The sequence below is a fragment of the Peptostreptococcus sp. genome (genome assembly GCF_036639115.1).
Taxonomy (GTDB): Bacteria; Bacillota; Clostridia; order Peptostreptococcales; family Peptostreptococcaceae; genus Peptostreptococcus.
In genome coordinates this window covers 56,550-73,371 of sequence record NZ_JAVWJH010000006.1, presented here as the reverse complement: position 1 = coordinate 73,371, position 16,822 = coordinate 56,550, and the positions used below count along the sequence as shown (strand labels likewise).

Genomic DNA, 16,822 nt, shown 5'->3' with positions numbered 1-16,822 from the left:
TTTCCATAGATTACTTATAATTTAAAATATTTTTATAAAATTTTTATTGAAAAATGAAAAATCGAATTTTTAAAATCAAATTGGGATAGATTGGGCACTATTAAAGAGAAGCTTTTATACCTTTTTAATTGGATTGATCAATATAAAATATATGAATTATAAAAAATATAATTGTAATAATAAAAAATGTTTAGAAGCTAGAAAATAGGGCTATATAATAGTAGGTATTTACTATAATTAATAATGAATGCTTTTAATAGCTTTATAAAAGACTAGATATAGTAAAAGAAAATAGCTAAATAATAAAATTAAAGCAGTAAAGTTGTAAGTAAAGGATAAGATTTAGTGAATATGCTGGAAAAAAATTATAAAATTAGTTTTTTAAAAAGCTATAAATGACAGCTTGAATATCAAAAATTTATTATAGTGAAAAGATCTAAGTCTTATGAAAACATATTATTTTTTCTGTCAATATATTTTTTATAAAAGTTGTTGACAGTACTGTTTTCAAGTGCTAAAATATAAAGGTATGTAATCTTGATATAACTAAGGTTACTTTTTTTAGTAGAATACTAAAAGCATCAAAATCAATTAGTCAGTATGCAAAACAGTGCACACTGATGTGGTTAGCGGTTATCTATTATTATAGGACCGAAAAATTTTTAAAAAAGGAGGTGTAGTTGATGCCAACAATCAACCAATTAATTCGTAAGAGTAGAAAAGCTGTAGAAAAGACTTCTACTGCTCCAGCACTACAAAAGGGTTACAACTCTCTAACTAAGAGAAGTACTAATATAAGTGCTCCACAGAAGAGAGGTGTTTGTACTTCTGTAAAGACTGTAACTCCTAAGAAGCCAAACTCAGCCCTTAGAAAGGTTGCTAGAGTTAGACTTACAAATGGTATAGAAGTATCTGCTTATATTCCAGGTGAAGGACATAACTTACAGGAACATAGTGTTGTTCTTATAAGAGGTGGTAGAATAAAGGACCTTCCAGGTGTTAGATACCATATACTAAGAGGTACATTAGATACAGCTGGTGTAGAAAACAGAAGACAGTCTAGATCTAAGTACGGTACTAAGAGACCAAAGGCTTCTAAGTAGTAATATCTTAAAACTTTTAAATAAGCCTCAGTTTATAGTCTGAGGGGGTAGCTTGGGCCTAAAAACAAGTGACGTGTTAATACACGAAGAAATAAAAAGAGCTGATTACAGCAATTGATTATAGTTCGATGCTTTAAATATATATATATATTTATTTATGGCATCACGGCGAGTGTAATGTTTGTCGAGTACCTATGATTTAACTTTTATAATTAAGGAGGGAAGCGTAATGCCAAGAAAAGGTAATGTTCCAAAGAGAGAAATTTTACCAGATCCATTATATGGAAGTAAGGTAGTAACGAAATTAATAAATAACCTAATGTATGACGGGAAAAAAGGAAAGTCTCAGAAAATAGTATATGATGCGTTTGAAATCATAGCAGAAAAAACTGGTGAAGAATCACTGGAAGTATTCAACAAGGCTATGGAAAACATAATGCCAGTACTAGAAGTAAAGGCTAGAAGAGTTGGTGGTGCAAACTATCAGGTCCCTATCGAAGTTAGAGCTGAAAGAAGAGAAACATTAGGCTTAAGATGGTTAGTAACATACACTAGAGCAAGAGGCGAAAAGGGTATGGTTGAAAAGCTAGCTAAGGAAATAATGGATGCAGCAAACAATACAGGTGCATCTGTTAAGAAGAAGGAAGATACACACAGAATGGCTGAAGCTAATAAGGCTTTTGCTCATTACAGATGGTAATATTCTTTGCGTATTAAAGTAATATAAGGAGGAAAGAGATGGCTAGACAATTTCCATTGGAAAAAACTAGAAATATAGGAATAATGGCCCACATAGATGCAGGAAAAACTACAACAACTGAAAGAATCTTGTACTATGCTGGACGTACTCATAAAATAGGTGAAACTCATGATGGTGCATCTCAGATGGACTGGATGGATCAGGAGAAGGAGAGAGGTATAACTATCACTTCTGCTGCTACTACTTGTCAGTGGAAGGGCCACAGAGTTAATATCATAGATACTCCTGGACATGTTGACTTCACAGTTGAAGTTGAAAGATCTCTAAGAGTACTTGACGGTTCTGTTGCAGTATTCTGCGCAAAGAGTGGAGTTGAGCCTCAGTCAGAAAATGTTTGGAGACAGGCTGAAACTTACGGTGTACCAAGAATTGCATTTGTCAACAAGATGGACAGACAGGGTGCAGACTTCTACAACGTTGTTGAAATGATGAAGGACAGACTAAAAGCTAATGCAGTACCTGTTCAGTTACCAATAGGAACTGAAGATCACTTTGTTGGTATAATAGACCTTTTAACTATGAAGGCTGAAATATACAAAAATGATGTAGGTACTGAAATAGAAGAACAAGAAATCCCAGCTGAATTACTTGAGAAGGCTCAGGAATTCAGAGATAAGATGGTTGAATCAGTTTCTGAAACTGATGAAGACTTAATGATGAAGTATCTTGAAGGTGAAGAAATAACTATACCTGAATTAAAAGTTGCTATAAGAAAAGCTACAATAGCTTGTGAAATGAACCCAGTATTCTGTGGTACAGCTTATAAGAACAAGGGTGTTCAGTTATTACTAGATGGTGTTATTGATTATCTACCAGCTCCTACAGATATAGAATCTATCAAGGGATTATTACCAGATGGAGAAGAAAGTGAAAGACATGCATCAGATGAAGAACCATTCTCAGCTCTTGCATTCAAGATCATGACTGACCCATTTGTTGGTAAGCTTGCATTCTTTAGAGTTTACTCAGGTACTTTAAACTCAGGTTCTTACGTACTTAATGCTACTAAGAATAAGAGAGAAAGAATCGGACGTATCCTACAGATGCATGCCAATACAAGAGAAGAATTAACAGAAGTATACGCAGGGGATATAGCAGCTGCAGTAGGTCTTAAGGATACTACTACAGGAGATTCACTTTGTGATCCAGACAATCCGATCATACTTGAATCAATGGAATTCCCTGAACCAGTTATCTTCGTTGCTATAGAGCCAGCTTCAAAGGCTGCTCAGGAAAAAATGGGTGTAGCTCTTCAGAAGCTTTCAGAAGAAGATCCTACATTCACAGTTAGAACTGATCATGAAACAGGTCAGACTATCATAGGTGGTATGGGTGAACTTCATCTAGAAATCATCGTTGATAGACTTCTAAGAGAATTTAAGGTAGAAGCACAGGTTGGTGCTCCTCAGGTTGCATACAGAGAAACTATTACTCAGCCAGTAGATGTTGAATACAAGTACTCTAAGCAGTCAGGTGGTAGAGGTCAGTACGGTCACGTTAAGATCAGAGTTAATCCACTTGAATCAGGCGAAGGATACAAGTTTGAAAACAAGACTGTTGGTGGTTCAATTCCTAAGGAATATGTTGGTCCAGTTGATCAGGGTATCCAGGGAGCAATGCAGTCTGGTATAGTTGCTGGTTATCCAGTAGTTGACGTTGGTGTTGAACTATATGATGGTTCTTACCATGAAGTCGATTCATCAGAAATGGCCTTTAAGATGGCTGGTTCTATGGCATTCAAGGATGCTATGAAGAAGGGTAATTCAGTATTACTTGAACCAGTATTCGCTGTAGAAGTTGTTACTCCAGAAGATTACATGGGTGATGTTATGGGTGACTTAAACTCAAGAAGAGGTATGATTCAGGGTATGGAAGCTAGAAGCGGAGCACAGGTAATTAGAGCTCACGTTCCACTATCTCAGATGTTTGGATATGCAACTGATCTAAGATCTGCAACTCAGGGTAGAGCTACTTATACAATGATATTTAACCACTATTCACAGGTTCCAGCATCTATTGCTAAGGAAATATCTGAAGGTAAGTAATTAGTGTATAATATCACTGAAAAACTTTAATTAAAAGCGCATTGTTTTTTATGGAAACATTGAAAAACAAGCAAAAAAGTGATATGCTTATAGGGAATTTACAGTTTATTGTAAAAAACGGGGGTGAGAAATCACCCTCAGATAAATAAAATATTATTTTATTACAGGGAGGAAATTTGAAATGGCAAAAGCTAAATTTGAAAGAAATAAGCCACATGTTAATATCGGTACAATAGGTCACGTTGACCATGGTAAGACTACATTAACAGCAGCTATAACTAAGACTTTATTTAATAAGTATCATTTAGGAGAAGAAGTTGCATTTGACAACATAGATAAGGCTCCAGAAGAAAGAGAAAGAGGTATCACTATATCTACTTCTCACGTTGAGTATGAAACTCCTAACAGACATTATGCTCATGTTGACTGCCCAGGACATGCTGACTACGTTAAGAACATGATCACAGGTGCGGCTCAGATGGATGGTGCAATACTAGTTGTTGCAGCTACAGATGGTCCAATGCCTCAGACTAGAGAGCATATACTACTTTCTAGACAGGTTGGTGTACCTTACATAGTTGTTTTCCTAAACAAGTGTGATATGGTAGATGATGAAGAACTTCTTGAATTAGTTGAAATGGAAGTTAGAGAATTATTAAGCGAATATGATTTCCCAGGAGATGATACTCCAATAGTTAGAGGATCAGCTTTAATGGCACTAGAAGATCCAAACTCTAAGTGGGGAGACATAATAGTTGATTTCTTTGATCAGATAGACGAATACATCCCAGCTCCAGAAAGAGATGTTGACAAGCCATTCCTTATGCCAGTAGAAGATATATTCTCAATCACTGGTAGAGGTACTGTTGCAACTGGTAGAGTTGAAAGAGGTATCCTTAAGGTTTCTGATGAAGTTGAACTAGTTGGTCTTTCAGAAAAGCCAAGAAAGGTTATAGTAACTGGAGTAGAAATGTTCAGAAAGTTACTAGATCAGGCAGAAGCTGGAGATAACATAGGTGCACTTCTTAGAGGTATTCAGAGAGAAGAAATTGAAAGAGGACAGGTTCTTGCTGCTCCTGGATCAGTTCATGCTCATACTAAGTTTATAGCTGAAATCTACGTTCTTAAGAAAGAAGAAGGTGGTAGACATACTCCATTCTTCGATGGTTATAGACCTCAGTTCTATTTCAGAACAACTGATGTAACTGGTGAGTGTAAGCTTCCAGACGGTATCGAAATGGTTATGCCTGGAGATAACGTAACAATAGAAGTTGACCTTATAAACTCTATATGTGTTGAAGAAGGTTTAAGATTCGCCATCAGAGAAGGTGGAAGAACTGTAGCTTCTGGTGTTGTTGCTTCTATAGTAGAATAATAACATTAAATATATATATAAAAGACCGCATTTGCGGTCTTTTTTTTATTTCCCAAATTTTGTCAATTTGAATTAAATTTAAAAACGTACTATAATAGTAAGTAAGGCAAAAAAATATTCGAAAAATAATATATATTTATATATAAAAAATATAAATATAAAAAAGTTGAAAATAAAGTAAAAAAATCTTGATTTAAGATATATAAAAATATTCTTTAAAAATAAACTCTTTTTAATCTAAAGACATACTGGAATCAATAGTTTGAATTCTATAAGGTTAAGCGCTCTATTAATTGGAATAAACGATATTATTATAAATATGTAAACTTTTTAAGATATAAATAAAATTAATAATTTGAATATTTATTCAATACAATTAATTTATTTATAATAAAAATATAATAAAATAAAGCCTATTTAACGATATATAATAAAATATTATCTGCTAATTACTTGACTATTTTAAAAAAAAGGTCTACTATCTATATATGCTGTTAGAAATCATATAATAAGTTGAAGCGATTAAAAGAATTAAAAGTTGAATTAAAAATGCGATTTTAAAATTTATTAAATCGCGAAACGGTGTGAAAGGAGAGTCTTAAATATGGGAATTGCACATAATGTAGAGAGAAAGATAGCCGCTAAAGGTATAGAGAAGGTTATCGAATCTATGAAAGAGAAGGATATAGAAGGTAGAGAGAAAGCTATGCTTAGTCTTGTAGATATCTATCAAAAACACGCAGGAGACATGTTTGGAGAACCTACTTACGATACAGTAAGAGAGATGATAAAGGACAGAGATGGTAAATGGATTAATTATGTATATGAGATGATGGATAACTTAGATACTAATGTAATCAAGATGACTGCCCTAAATCTTGGATTTACTGGAGCCTACTATGGAAAAAAGATTATAAACGAAAAGAGAGCAGAACATGGATGTAATGTTCCTTGGCTTATACTTATGGATCCAACTAGTGCGTGTAACATGAAATGTAAGGGATGTTGGGCAGCAGAGTATGGTCATAACCAAAGTTTAACTTTTGAAGAATTGGATAATGTTATTCAACAAGGTAAAAAACTAGGTATATATTTCTACATGTATACAGGTGGAGAGCCTCTTATGAGAAAGAAAGATCTAATTAAACTATGTGAAAAGCATAGAGATTGTTACTTTGTTGCATTTACTAATGGTACACTTATAGATGATGATTTTGCAAAAGAAATGGTCAGAGTAGGAAATTTCTCTGTGACATTGAGCGTTGAAGGCTTTGAAGAAGAAAATGATGGAAGACGTGGAGAAGGATCATTCCACAATGTAATGCATGCAATGGATATATTAAGAGAACATGGCTTAATATTTGGTACATCTATATGTTATACAAGCAAAAATATAGAGACAGTATTATCTGATAAATTCTTGGATTTGATTATAGAAAAAGGTGCAATGTACAGTTGGTACTTTAACTATATGCCAGTTGGAAATGGAGCTGTTCCAGAATTAATTCCAACAGTAGAGCAAAGAGAATATATCTATCATAGAGTAAGAGAAATAAGAGCATTTGAAGGTGGAAAGCCAATTATGTTGCTTGATTTCCAAAATGATGGTGAGTATGTTGGAGGATGTATAGCAGGTGGAAGAAACTACTTGCACATTAATTCAGCAGGTGATGTTGAACCTTGTGTATTTATTCATTATTCTAATGCTAATATAAGAGAAAATACTCTACTAGAATGCTTGAAGTCACCTATATTTATGGCTTACAAGGATGGACAGCCATTTAATGACAATCATTTAAGACCATGTCCAATGCTTGAAAATCCTGAATTGCTAAATGAAATGGTGAAAAGAACAGGAGCACATTCAACAGACTTGATATCTCCTGAAAAAGTAGATAGTTTAACTTCTAAGTGTATGCCATATGCCAATGAATGGAAAGATAAGGCTAATGAACTATGGGAACATTCTCAAGAAGAAAAAGCTAAAAGAAGAGCTTAATATATAATAAAAAATAAAAAGAGGGTTTACCCTCTTTTTTATTGTTTATCTTGAAATAAAAAGGACTATAAAAAATTTTATAGTCCTTTTTATATATATTCAACTAGCTAATTCTTTGTATGTATTTTATGAAAATTATAATTTTCCCCATTTTTTAACATAATCCATAAATTTTAATGTTGCTGGGGAAGGTTTGACATCCTTAGAATATGCGATTCCTAGAACTCTGTTATAGTGTTCGTTGAATTGACGAATGCACACATTAAACGGTATATCTTTCAAAAGTAGTCTTGGAAGGATAGTAATTCCAAAGCCCTTTTCAACCATTTTTAAGACCGTAAAATCTTCATTTATTTTATACTTTATTTTTGGTTCTATTTTATTTTCTTTAAATATTTTTCCTGTTTCATAATTAAGGCCATCGGCAGAAAGTATGAAATTATTTTTGTCTATATCTGAGATAGAGACAGAGAGTTTATTGCATAAAGGATGATCCAAAGGCATAACAAGAACAAGTTCATCCTTTCCAATAGCAGTGAAATTTAGGTTGGGGACGGAATATTCAGAGGCAAGTATACAGTCTAGCTCATTATTATCTATTTTTTTACTTAGTTCATCAAAACCATCTACAGTTAATTGAAACTTGATATTGGGGTATGCGTTTGAAAACATTGCTAGTATATCGGGCAGCCAATTGTATGAAATGCTCTGAACAGAACCTATACGTATATAACCCTTATCAAGCTTATTTAAACTTGAGGAAATTTCAAATATTTTATCTTCAAATTTACAAACATTTTCTATACAGTCAATTATGTCCTTGGTATAGGGCATAGGATCCATGCCATTATTAGATCTTTTGAACAGTTGTATGCCTATTTCCTTTTCAAAGTTTTTGATAGATTGGCTGATTGCAGATTGAGTATAGTTGAGCTTTAAAGCTGCGTTTGAAATACTTTTCGTCTCATAAACTGCCAAAATAATTTCATATTTACTCATAGAATTCCCTCCCAAAATATAATTGATATTAAAGTAACTAATAATTAATATTAAAATAACTAATATGAGCCCGATAAATAGCTAGAAAAGAACTCTATTAGGAAAACTTAATGTAGCCATTAAAAAGACTTTATTTGATTGGCTCAATATATGTAATATTATACTATTAATAAATATGATAATGCAAATAGTATAATTTAAAGGAGGTATTTCAATGGGAGTTGATTATTGGAACGGTGCTCAAGCTGCACACAGAAGGGTTATGATGAAGGCAGCAGGTTATTCAGATATAGATATTAGGAGAAAGCCACATATAGGTTTACCAAATTCCTATATGGCTGGATCACCAGGATCTGCACATCTTAGGCAAATTGCAGAAGCTGTAAAAGAAGGAATCTGGTCAGCAGGAGGGGTGCCTGTTGAATTTGGGATACCTGCAACATGTGGAAATATTGCAAATGGAGCTGAAGAGTTAAAGTATGAACAAGTTGGACGTGATATTGTTGCCATGTCAGTAGAATTTGTAACAAAGGTTCATAACTTTGATGGGCTTGCTATGATAGCTTCTTGTGACAATATTATTGCTGGTTGCTATCTTGCAGCTATGAGACTAGATATTCCATCTATGGTTGTAACAGGTGGATCTATGCAACCAGGACAGCACTGTGGTGAAACAATTGTGGAAGCTGATCTAGATGCTGCTAGATTTTCTGGAGCGAGTGAAGAAGATCTTATGGAAATGGAAGATAATGTATGTCCATCGTTTGGAGCTTGCCCATCTATGGGTACTGCCAACACTATGCAAATGCTTGGAGAAGTTTTAAATCTAGTAATTCCGGGTACATCTACAATACCAGCAACTGATAATGCCAAGCTAAGAAAAGCACGAGAAGCTGGAATGTACGCAGTTGAAATGTCAAAGAAAAATATTAAGCCATCAGAAATAATTACAAAAGAAGTAATTATGAATTCAATAATGTTTGATATGGCGGTTGCTGGATCTACAAATGCAGTGTTACACATTCTTTCATATGCTTATGAACTGGGAATTGAGATTACTCTAGAGGATTTTGAGAGATACGCCAAGGAAATAAAGTGTATAAATGCAGTGGTTCCAAGTGGACCATATACTGTGGTGGACTTTCATTATGCAGGCGGAGTGTTAAATGTTATGAAAATGCTTGAAAAAAAATTATTCACAGATCTTCCAAGTATGTATAAAGACAGGACTTGGAGGGATATACTTGATACTATAACTCCAGAAGAAAACGAGGTAATACGTTCTTTGGAAAATCCTCTATTTGACGAACCAGGTCTAAAGATACTTAGGGGAAACCTCTCTCCAAATGGAGCGATAGTAAGGCCAACTGCAGTATACGAAGAAGTTATGTATATGAAAGGTAAGGCAAAGGTCTATGAAGGTGATAGAGAGGCATTTGAGGCTATACAAGCTGGAAAAATAGTAGCTGGAGATATTATAGTGATAAGATATGAAGGCTGTAAAGGAGCTCCGGGAATGAAAGAGCTTATGTTAAGCATAGATGCTCTTATTGGAAAGGGACTTCATAAGAGTGTAGGACTCATTTCTGATGCAAGATTTTCTGGATTTAATTTTGGGGCAATTATTGGACATGTATCACCAGAAGCTTTTGATGGAGGTAATATAGCCTTGGTCGAAAATGGAGATGAGATAGTAATAGATATTCCAAATGGAGAAGTTTCAATGCTTGTTTCAGATGAAGAACTAGAAAATAGAAGAAAAAACTGGGTGAGACCAAAACTAAAAGAAGGCAAGGGTTGTCTAAATATATATGCCAAGATGTGTAGACCAGCAGAAGAAGGTGGCGCTATGCAACCGTGGGATCTAGACGGAAAATACAGTAGTAGATAAAGGAAGGTAGAATATATGTTATTATTATCAGAAAAAGATATAAAGAAAATTTTTACAATGAAAGAGGCTATAGAAGCAGATAAATTAGCATTTAAACTCGTAGTAGAGGGTAAAGCGCAGATGCCTCTTAGAACAAACATACAGGCTCCAAAATATGATGGTAGCTTCTTGTTTATGCCAGCATATGTAGAAGATATGGATATTGCTTCACTTAAAATAGTCAATATATTCCCTCGTAATATAGATAAGGGAAAGCCAACAGCACCTGCACAGGTTCTTTTGATAGATGGTCGTACAGGTGAGGTGATCTCTATTCTTGATGGAACTTATGTAACTAAACTTAGAACAGGAGCTGCTTCCGGAGTGGCATTTGATATACTAGCCAAAAATGATTGTAAGATTGGAGCTTTGATAGGTACAGGTGGACAGGCAGAGACACAGCTTGAAGCTATGGTGAATGTGAGAAATCTTGATGAAGTTAGAGTGTTTGATTTAAACTATGAAAGAACTGTTGACTTTGTTGAAAAAATGAAAAAAGAACTAAGTGAATTTGACACTAAAATAATCGCAGTAAAAACATCTGATGAGGCAGTGGACAATGCAGATTTATTAATAACAGTAACTCCATCTAGCAAGCCAGTATTTGATGGAAATAAGATAAAAAAAGGTGCTACGGTGAGTTGTGTTGGAGCCTATCAACATCACATGCAGGAGATGGATCCTGTATTACTTACAAGAGCATCAAAGATATACTTTGACTCAAAAGAGGCAGTACTATCTGAATCAGGAGATATACTAATACCTTTGGAAAAAGGCATAATAACAGAAAAAGATTTCACTGGTGAAATTGGAGATGTAATAATGGGTAATACTATTGGTAGAGAAAACGATGACGAAATAATAGTATTTGAAACTGTAGGTGTAGCAACTCAGGATTTGATAGTTGCAAATAAAATATATGAAAAGGCAGTAAAAGAAAATATAGGAAAAATCTGGGAGTAAATAGATTACTGTATATATAAATAGAAGAATATATAAATAGAAGGTGTGTAAAAATATGCATGCCTTCTATTTTAATATATGTAGGGCTAAAAAATAGAATCAATTAGATTGCATGAAATATCTGATCATGAGCATATGATTGAAGGAAAAGTGTAGATTTGATGGAAGATAGAAAAATATACATAAAAAATAATAATTATCTAGATAAAAGTAGGATAATTGGGTAGTATATACAGGTAGACGTAAAATAAAAGTATTTAATTTAAAAAATATGAATATATAGATGTAGTTAAAAATAATAGGTTAGACAGTAGATAAGGGATTTATTTTAACAGAAGCTTGACCAAAGAGTATAAGAGTTTCCCTCTAAGATTCTATAATGATTGAAAATGCTTGTAAATAGTTGTTTCTTGAACAAAAATTCAGAAAATGAGCAAATAAATTTAATAGACGAAAAAACTTTGAAAAAAGGAAAAAAATATGACAAAAAAGCTTGCAATATCTATGTTTATTTGTTAAAATTATCTAGTACGCTTGAGAAGGCGATAAGTTTTGGGTGGATAAATTCAAAAATCGATTAAGAAATTACGACACACCCGGAACTGTGTATCGGTGTTTGATTTATCTGGTAAGGTAAATAAATCAAAAGGAGGGAAAGAAATGGCTAAGAATGAAAAGATAAGAATAAGATTAAAATCATATGATCATAAGTTATTAGATTATTCAGCTACTAAGATAGTTGAAACAGCTAAAAAAGCTGGTTCTCAGGTATCAGGTCCAATTCCTCTTCCAACAGAGAAGAAGGTTGTTACTATACTAAGAGCCGTACATAAGTACAAAGACTCTAGAGAACAGTTTGAAATAAGAACTCATAAGAGACTTATTGATATAGCTAACCCAACACCAAAGACAGTTGACTCTTTAATGAAGCTTGACTTGCCAGCTGGTGTGGACATAGAAATCAAATTATAAAAACCGCCTAAGATAGTGATATCTTAGAATGATTATCCAGAAAGGGTAATCCGCTGTAAGAAAATAGGAGGTAAGGCATGAAGGGAATTTTAGGAAAGAAGATAGGCATGACTCAGGTATTTACTGCAGAAGGCGTAGTAGTACCGGTAACAGTTGTAGAAGCTGGCCCAGTAGTAATCACTCAGATTAAGACAAACGAAAATGATGGTTACCAGGCAGTACAGATAGGTTTTGATGATGTAAAGGAAAAGGCACTTAACAAGCCTAAGAAGGGACATCTTGCAAAAGCTGGAGTACTTAAGAGAAGCCTAAAGGAATTTAGAGTAGACGCACTTGAAGGTTATGAAATAGGTCAGGAATTAAAGGCTGACGTATTTGCTGAAGGTGACATGATAGATGTATCTGGTATATCAAAAGGTAAGGGATTCCAGGGACCAATAAAGAGACATGGACAGAGTAGAGGTCCAGAAACTCATGGTTCTAGATACCATAGAAGACCAGGTGCAATGGCAGCTTGTGCTTATCCAGGTAGAGTATTTAAGAACAAGAAGCTTGCAGGACACATGGGAAGTGTAAAAGTAACAGTAAAGAATCTTGAAGTAGTTAAGGTAGATGCTGAAAAGAATCTTTTATTAATAAAAGGCGCTATTCCTGGTGCTAAGGGTTCAACAGTGACTGTTAAATCAGCACTTGGCTCTAACTAATCACTAAAGGAAAGGAGGATTAACAATGCCAAAAATTAATGTATTAAACGTATCAGGCCAAAATGTTGGTGAAATTGAATTAAACGATTCAATATTTAATATAGAAGTTAACGAACATGTTCTTTACGAAGCAGTAAAGTGCCAGTTGGCTAACAGAAGACAAGGTACTCAGTCTACTAAGACTAGAGCAGAAGTTAGAGGTGGCGGAAGAAAGCCATGGAGACAGAAGGGTACTGGTAGAGCTAGACATGGTTCTACAAGATCTATCATATGGGTAGGTGGTGGAGTTGCATTCGCACCAAAGCCAAGAGATTATAGCTACTCATTACCAAAGAAGGTTAGAAGACTTGCTTTAAAGTCAGCTTTATCTTCAAAGGTACAGGATAATGAAATAATTGTAGTTGACGAAATAAGTTTCGAAGCTCCAAAGACAAAAGAAATGGTAAATGTATTAAAGAATGTTAATTCAGCAAAGAAGACTCTAGTAGTTACTGCTGACAATGACATAAATCTTGTTAAGTCTATAAGAAACATAGAAGGTGCTAATGTTTGTCATGTAAGCACACTAAATGTTTATGACATACTAAACTGTGACTCATTCATAATGACTAAGGATGCAGTTAAGAAAGTGGAGGAGGTGTACGCGTAATGACAAATCCACACGATATAATCATAAAGCCAGTCGTTACTGAACAGTCAATGACTGAAATGGGAAATAAGAAATACACTTTTGTTGTTGCTAAGAATGCAAATAAGACAGAAGTTAAAAAAGCAGTAGAAAAGATTTTTGACGTTAAAGTAGCAGGAGTAAACACTCTAAACTATGACGGAAAGATGAAGAGAATGGGAAAGACAGCTGGAAAAACTTCAAGTTTCAAGAAGGCAGTTGTTAAGCTTACTGAAGAAAGTAAGGACATCGAATTCTTCACAGAAATGTAATTAGAATAGAAAAAAGGAGGATATTATAATGGCTATTAAAAAGTTTAAACCTACTTCTCCTGCCCTAAGACAAATGACAGTATTAAAGTCTGATGAAATAACATGTAACAAGCCAGAAAAGTCACTTCTTGTAAGTGTTAAGAAGAATGCTGGTAGAAATGTTCACGGAAAGATAACTGTTCGTCATAAAGGTGGCGGAAATAAGAGAAAATATAGAATAATAGATTTTAAGAGAAATAAAGATGGTATACCTGCTAAGGTTGCTACAATAGAATATGATCCAAACAGAACAGCTAATATAGCACTTTTACACTATGCAGATGGTGAAAAGAGATATATACTAGCTCCAGTTGGAATGAAGGTTGGAGATACTGTTCTTTCAGGATTAGGAGCAGATATCAAGCCAGGTAACTGTTTAGAATTAAAGGATATTCCACTAGGTACATCTGTACATAATATAGAGCTTAAGGCTGGTAAAGGTGGTCAGTTAGTTAGAACTGCTGGTGCTGATGCTCAGTTAATGGCTAAGGAAGGCAATAAGGCACTTCTTAGATTACCATCAGGTGAAAAGAGATATGTAAGTATCAACTGTAGAGCTACAATAGGTCAGGTTGGTAACATAGAATACGGTAACGTAGTAATTGGTAAGGCTGGTAGAAAAAGACATATGGGTGTTAGACCTACAGTAAGAGGTTCTGTAATGAATCCTAACGACCATCCACACGGTGGTGGTGAAGGTAGAACTCCAATAGGTATGCCATCACCAGTTACTCCATGGGGTAAACCAGCTCTTGGATACAAGACTAGAAAGAAAAATAAGGCTTCTAATAAGCAAATAGTATCTAGAAGAACTAAGTAATAGATTTAATTTACTCAGGAAGGAGGAATATTAATGTCAAGATCAACAAAGAAGGGACCTTTCGTCCATGCAGGACTATTAAGAAAGGTTGAAGCTATGAATGCTAGTGGAAATAAAGAAGTTATAAAGACTTGGTCTAGAACTTCTACAATATACCCACAGTTCGTTGAACATACAATAGCAATTCATGATGGAAGAAGACATATACCAGTATATATCACAGAAGATATGGTTGGACATAAATTGGGAGAATTCGTTCCTACAAGAACTTTTAGAGGTCACAAGGACGATGAAAAATCTTCAAAGAGAAAATAACTAATTGAAGGTGAAAGGAGGATTATCAATGGAAGCAAAAGCTACAGCTAAATTTGTGCGTGTATCATCTAGAAAAGCTGGACAGATATGCGACTTAGTTAGAGGAAAAGATATAAATGAAGCACTGGCTATACTAAAGTTCACACCAAGATATGCATCTGAAATAGTTGCAAAGGTAGTGAAGTCAGCTGCTGCAAATGCTGAAAATAACCACGAAATGGATGCAGACAAGCTATATATCGCATCTATAGTTGCTAATCAGGGCCCTACAATGAAGAGATTCATGCCAAGAGCACAGGGAAGAGCAACTGCAATCAGAAAAAGAACATCTCATATAGAGGTTGTTGTTAAAGAGAGAGAAAACTAATAAAAAGGAGGGACACAAATGGGTCAGAAGGTAAATCCACACGGCTTTAGAGTCGGTGTAATTAAAGATTGGGACTCAAGATGGTTCGCTAATGATAGAAAAGAGTTCGGCGAGTTCCTAAAAGAAGATTATGTTTTGAGAACTTACTTAAAGAAAGAATTATACTCATCAGGATTAGCAAAGATCGAAATAGAAAGATCTGCTAATAAGATAAAGATGGACCTACATGTTGCAAAGCCAGGTGTTGTAATAGGTAAGGGAGGAGCTCAGATAGAGGCTCTTAAGACTAAGTTAGAAAAGATGACTGGTAAAAAGGTTATATTAAACATAATAGAAGTTAGAAATATAGACAAGGACGCTCAGTTAGTAGCTGAAAACATAGCACAGGCAATAGAAAGAAGAATTGCATTTAGAAGAGCTATGAAGCAGTCAGTTGGTAGAACTATGAAGTCAGGAGCTAAGGGTATTAAGGTATTAGCAGCTGGTAGATTAGGTGGAGCAGAAATGGCTAGAACTGAAGGATATAGTGAAGGTAATGTACCTCTACAGACTTTAAGATCTGATATAGACTACGGTTTTGCTGAAGCTAACACTACTTATGGTAAGGTTGGTATAAAGGTTTGGATCTGCAACGGTGAAGTTCTTCCAGGTAGAAATGTTTCTATTGAAAGAGAAGAAAATAAGGCCGATAGAAGAAGAGATAACAAAAAGGGCAGAGGAAACGATAGAAGAGGAAGAAATAACGATAATAGAAGAAACAACGATAGAAGAAATAATAATAGAGGTCCTAAAAACAACTCAAGAAGAGACGATAAGTAGGATCAATTTAGTTCGGAAGGAGGAAACAACTCATGTTAATGCCAAAGAGAGTAAAACATCGTAGAGTTCACAGAGGTAGATTAACTGGTAAAGCAAATAAGGGTAATAAGGTTACTTATGGTGAATACGGATTGGTTGCATTAGAACCAACTTGGATCACTGCAAATCAGATAGAAGCTGCCAGAATCGCGATGACAAGATATATAAAAAGAGGTGGTCAGGTTTGGATCAAAATCTTCCCACACAAGCCAATAACTAGAAAGCCTGCAGAAACTCGTATGGGTGCTGGTAAGGGTGCTCCAGAATATTGGGTAGCAATAGTTAAGCCAGGTAGAGTAATGTTTGAGCTAGCTGGTGTACCAGAAAGTAGAGCAAGAGAAGCAATGAGACTTGCTGCACACAAACTACCAATCAAGTGTAAGTTTGTTAAGAAAGAAGATTTAGAGAAGGTAGGTGAATAGGATGAAAGCTAAAGAGTTAAGAAATCTATCAACAGAAGAACTTTTATCAAAACTAGACGAATTTAAGAGTGAATTATTTAGCTTAAGATTCCAATTAGCTACTGGTCAGTTACAGAATACAGCTAGAATAAAAACTGTTAAGAAGGACATAGCGAAAGTTAAGACTGTTCTTACAGAGAGAAAGTTAAACGAAGCTAGAGCTTAATATTGGA

General features: G+C 34.6%; 18 protein-coding genes. 17 read left to right on the top strand and 1 reads right to left on the bottom strand.

Annotation, left to right across the window (positions count from 1 at the left end; all coding sequences use genetic code 11):
- The first annotated feature begins 683 nt into the window (after positions 1-683).
- The 5 genes from rpsL (at position 684) to RR561_RS08265 (ending at position 7,282) form a co-directional block, all read left to right on the top strand.
- The gene (gene rpsL, locus RR561_RS08285) at positions 684-1,103 is read left to right on the top strand and encodes a 30S ribosomal protein S12 (RefSeq protein WP_106777017.1); all 420 of its coding nucleotides are present in this window, start codon (positions 684-686) and stop codon (positions 1,101-1,103) included.
- A 229-nt stretch (positions 1,104-1,332) separates the two neighbouring features.
- Positions 1,333-1,803, top strand: a complete 471-nt coding sequence (rpsG, locus tag RR561_RS08280) for a 30S ribosomal protein S7 (protein WP_332507308.1) — start codon at positions 1,333-1,335, stop codon at positions 1,801-1,803.
- 38 nt (positions 1,804-1,841) lie between these two features.
- A complete protein-coding gene (gene fusA / locus RR561_RS08275; RefSeq protein ID WP_332507306.1) occupies positions 1,842-3,908 on the top strand; it encodes an elongation factor G in 2,067 nt (688 codons plus the stop codon).
- 181 nt (positions 3,909-4,089) lie between these two features.
- Positions 4,090-5,283: an elongation factor Tu gene (gene tuf / locus RR561_RS08270; protein WP_332507304.1), complete on the top strand. Its 1,194-nt coding sequence runs from the start codon at positions 4,090-4,092 to the stop codon at positions 5,281-5,283.
- Positions 5,284-5,887: 604 nt separating this feature from the next.
- Entirely contained in the window at positions 5,888-7,282 is a 1,395-nt protein-coding gene (locus RR561_RS08265) for a radical SAM protein (RefSeq protein WP_332507302.1), read from the top strand.
- 135 nt (positions 7,283-7,417) lie between these two features.
- On the opposite strand, the gene RR561_RS08260 is transcribed toward RR561_RS08265, so the two are convergent.
- The gene (locus tag RR561_RS08260; protein ID WP_332507300.1) at positions 7,418-8,281 is read right to left on the bottom strand and encodes a LysR family transcriptional regulator; all 864 of its coding nucleotides are present in this window, start codon (positions 8,279-8,281) and stop codon (positions 7,418-7,420) included.
- A gap of 214 nt (positions 8,282-8,495) precedes the next feature.
- Between RR561_RS08260 and ilvD the strand changes: the two genes are divergently transcribed.
- The 12 genes from ilvD to rpmC all read left to right on the top strand — a co-directional run bounded on the left by ilvD (position 8,496) and on the right by rpmC (position 16,815).
- On the top strand, positions 8,496-10,172 hold the full coding sequence (gene ilvD / locus RR561_RS08255; protein WP_332507298.1) for a dihydroxy-acid dehydratase: 1,677 nt from the start codon (positions 8,496-8,498) through the stop codon (positions 10,170-10,172).
- Positions 10,173-10,187: 15 nt separating this feature from the next.
- Positions 10,188-11,174: an ornithine cyclodeaminase family protein gene (locus RR561_RS08250; RefSeq protein ID WP_332507297.1), complete on the top strand. Its 987-nt coding sequence runs from the start codon at positions 10,188-10,190 to the stop codon at positions 11,172-11,174.
- A gap of 660 nt (positions 11,175-11,834) precedes the next feature.
- The gene (gene rpsJ, locus RR561_RS08245; protein ID WP_332507295.1) at positions 11,835-12,146 is read left to right on the top strand and encodes a 30S ribosomal protein S10; all 312 of its coding nucleotides are present in this window, start codon (positions 11,835-11,837) and stop codon (positions 12,144-12,146) included.
- 77 nt (positions 12,147-12,223) lie between these two features.
- A complete protein-coding gene (gene rplC, locus RR561_RS08240) occupies positions 12,224-12,850 on the top strand; it encodes a 50S ribosomal protein L3 (RefSeq protein ID WP_332507293.1) in 627 nt (208 codons plus the stop codon).
- Between the two features lie 25 nt (positions 12,851-12,875).
- Positions 12,876-13,499, top strand: a complete 624-nt coding sequence (rplD, locus tag RR561_RS08235) for a 50S ribosomal protein L4 (RefSeq protein ID WP_332507291.1) — start codon at positions 12,876-12,878, stop codon at positions 13,497-13,499.
- Positions 13,499-13,789, top strand: coding sequence for a 50S ribosomal protein L23 (gene rplW, locus RR561_RS08230; RefSeq protein ID WP_332507290.1), 291 nt, complete (start codon positions 13,499-13,501; stop codon positions 13,787-13,789). Before rplD ends, rplW begins: the two co-directional genes overlap by 1 nt.
- 28 nt (positions 13,790-13,817) lie before the next feature.
- Entirely contained in the window at positions 13,818-14,648 is an 831-nt protein-coding gene (gene rplB / locus RR561_RS08225) for a 50S ribosomal protein L2 (RefSeq protein ID WP_332507289.1), read from the top strand.
- A 33-nt stretch (positions 14,649-14,681) separates the two neighbouring features.
- Entirely contained in the window at positions 14,682-14,963 is a 282-nt protein-coding gene (rpsS, locus tag RR561_RS08220; protein ID WP_106777004.1) for a 30S ribosomal protein S19, read from the top strand.
- A 28-nt stretch (positions 14,964-14,991) separates the two neighbouring features.
- Entirely contained in the window at positions 14,992-15,330 is a 339-nt protein-coding gene (rplV, locus tag RR561_RS08215; RefSeq protein WP_106777003.1) for a 50S ribosomal protein L22, read from the top strand.
- Positions 15,331-15,348: 18 nt separating this feature from the next.
- Positions 15,349-16,149: a 30S ribosomal protein S3 gene (rpsC, locus tag RR561_RS08210; RefSeq protein ID WP_334309608.1), complete on the top strand. Its 801-nt coding sequence runs from the start codon at positions 15,349-15,351 to the stop codon at positions 16,147-16,149.
- A gap of 32 nt (positions 16,150-16,181) precedes the next feature.
- On the top strand, positions 16,182-16,610 hold the full coding sequence (rplP, locus tag RR561_RS08205; RefSeq protein WP_106777001.1) for a 50S ribosomal protein L16: 429 nt from the start codon (positions 16,182-16,184) through the stop codon (positions 16,608-16,610).
- A 1-nt stretch (position 16,611) separates the two neighbouring features.
- Positions 16,612-16,815: a 50S ribosomal protein L29 gene (rpmC, locus tag RR561_RS08200; RefSeq protein ID WP_106777000.1), complete on the top strand. Its 204-nt coding sequence runs from the start codon at positions 16,612-16,614 to the stop codon at positions 16,813-16,815.
- Positions 16,816-16,822 lie beyond the last annotated feature (7 nt).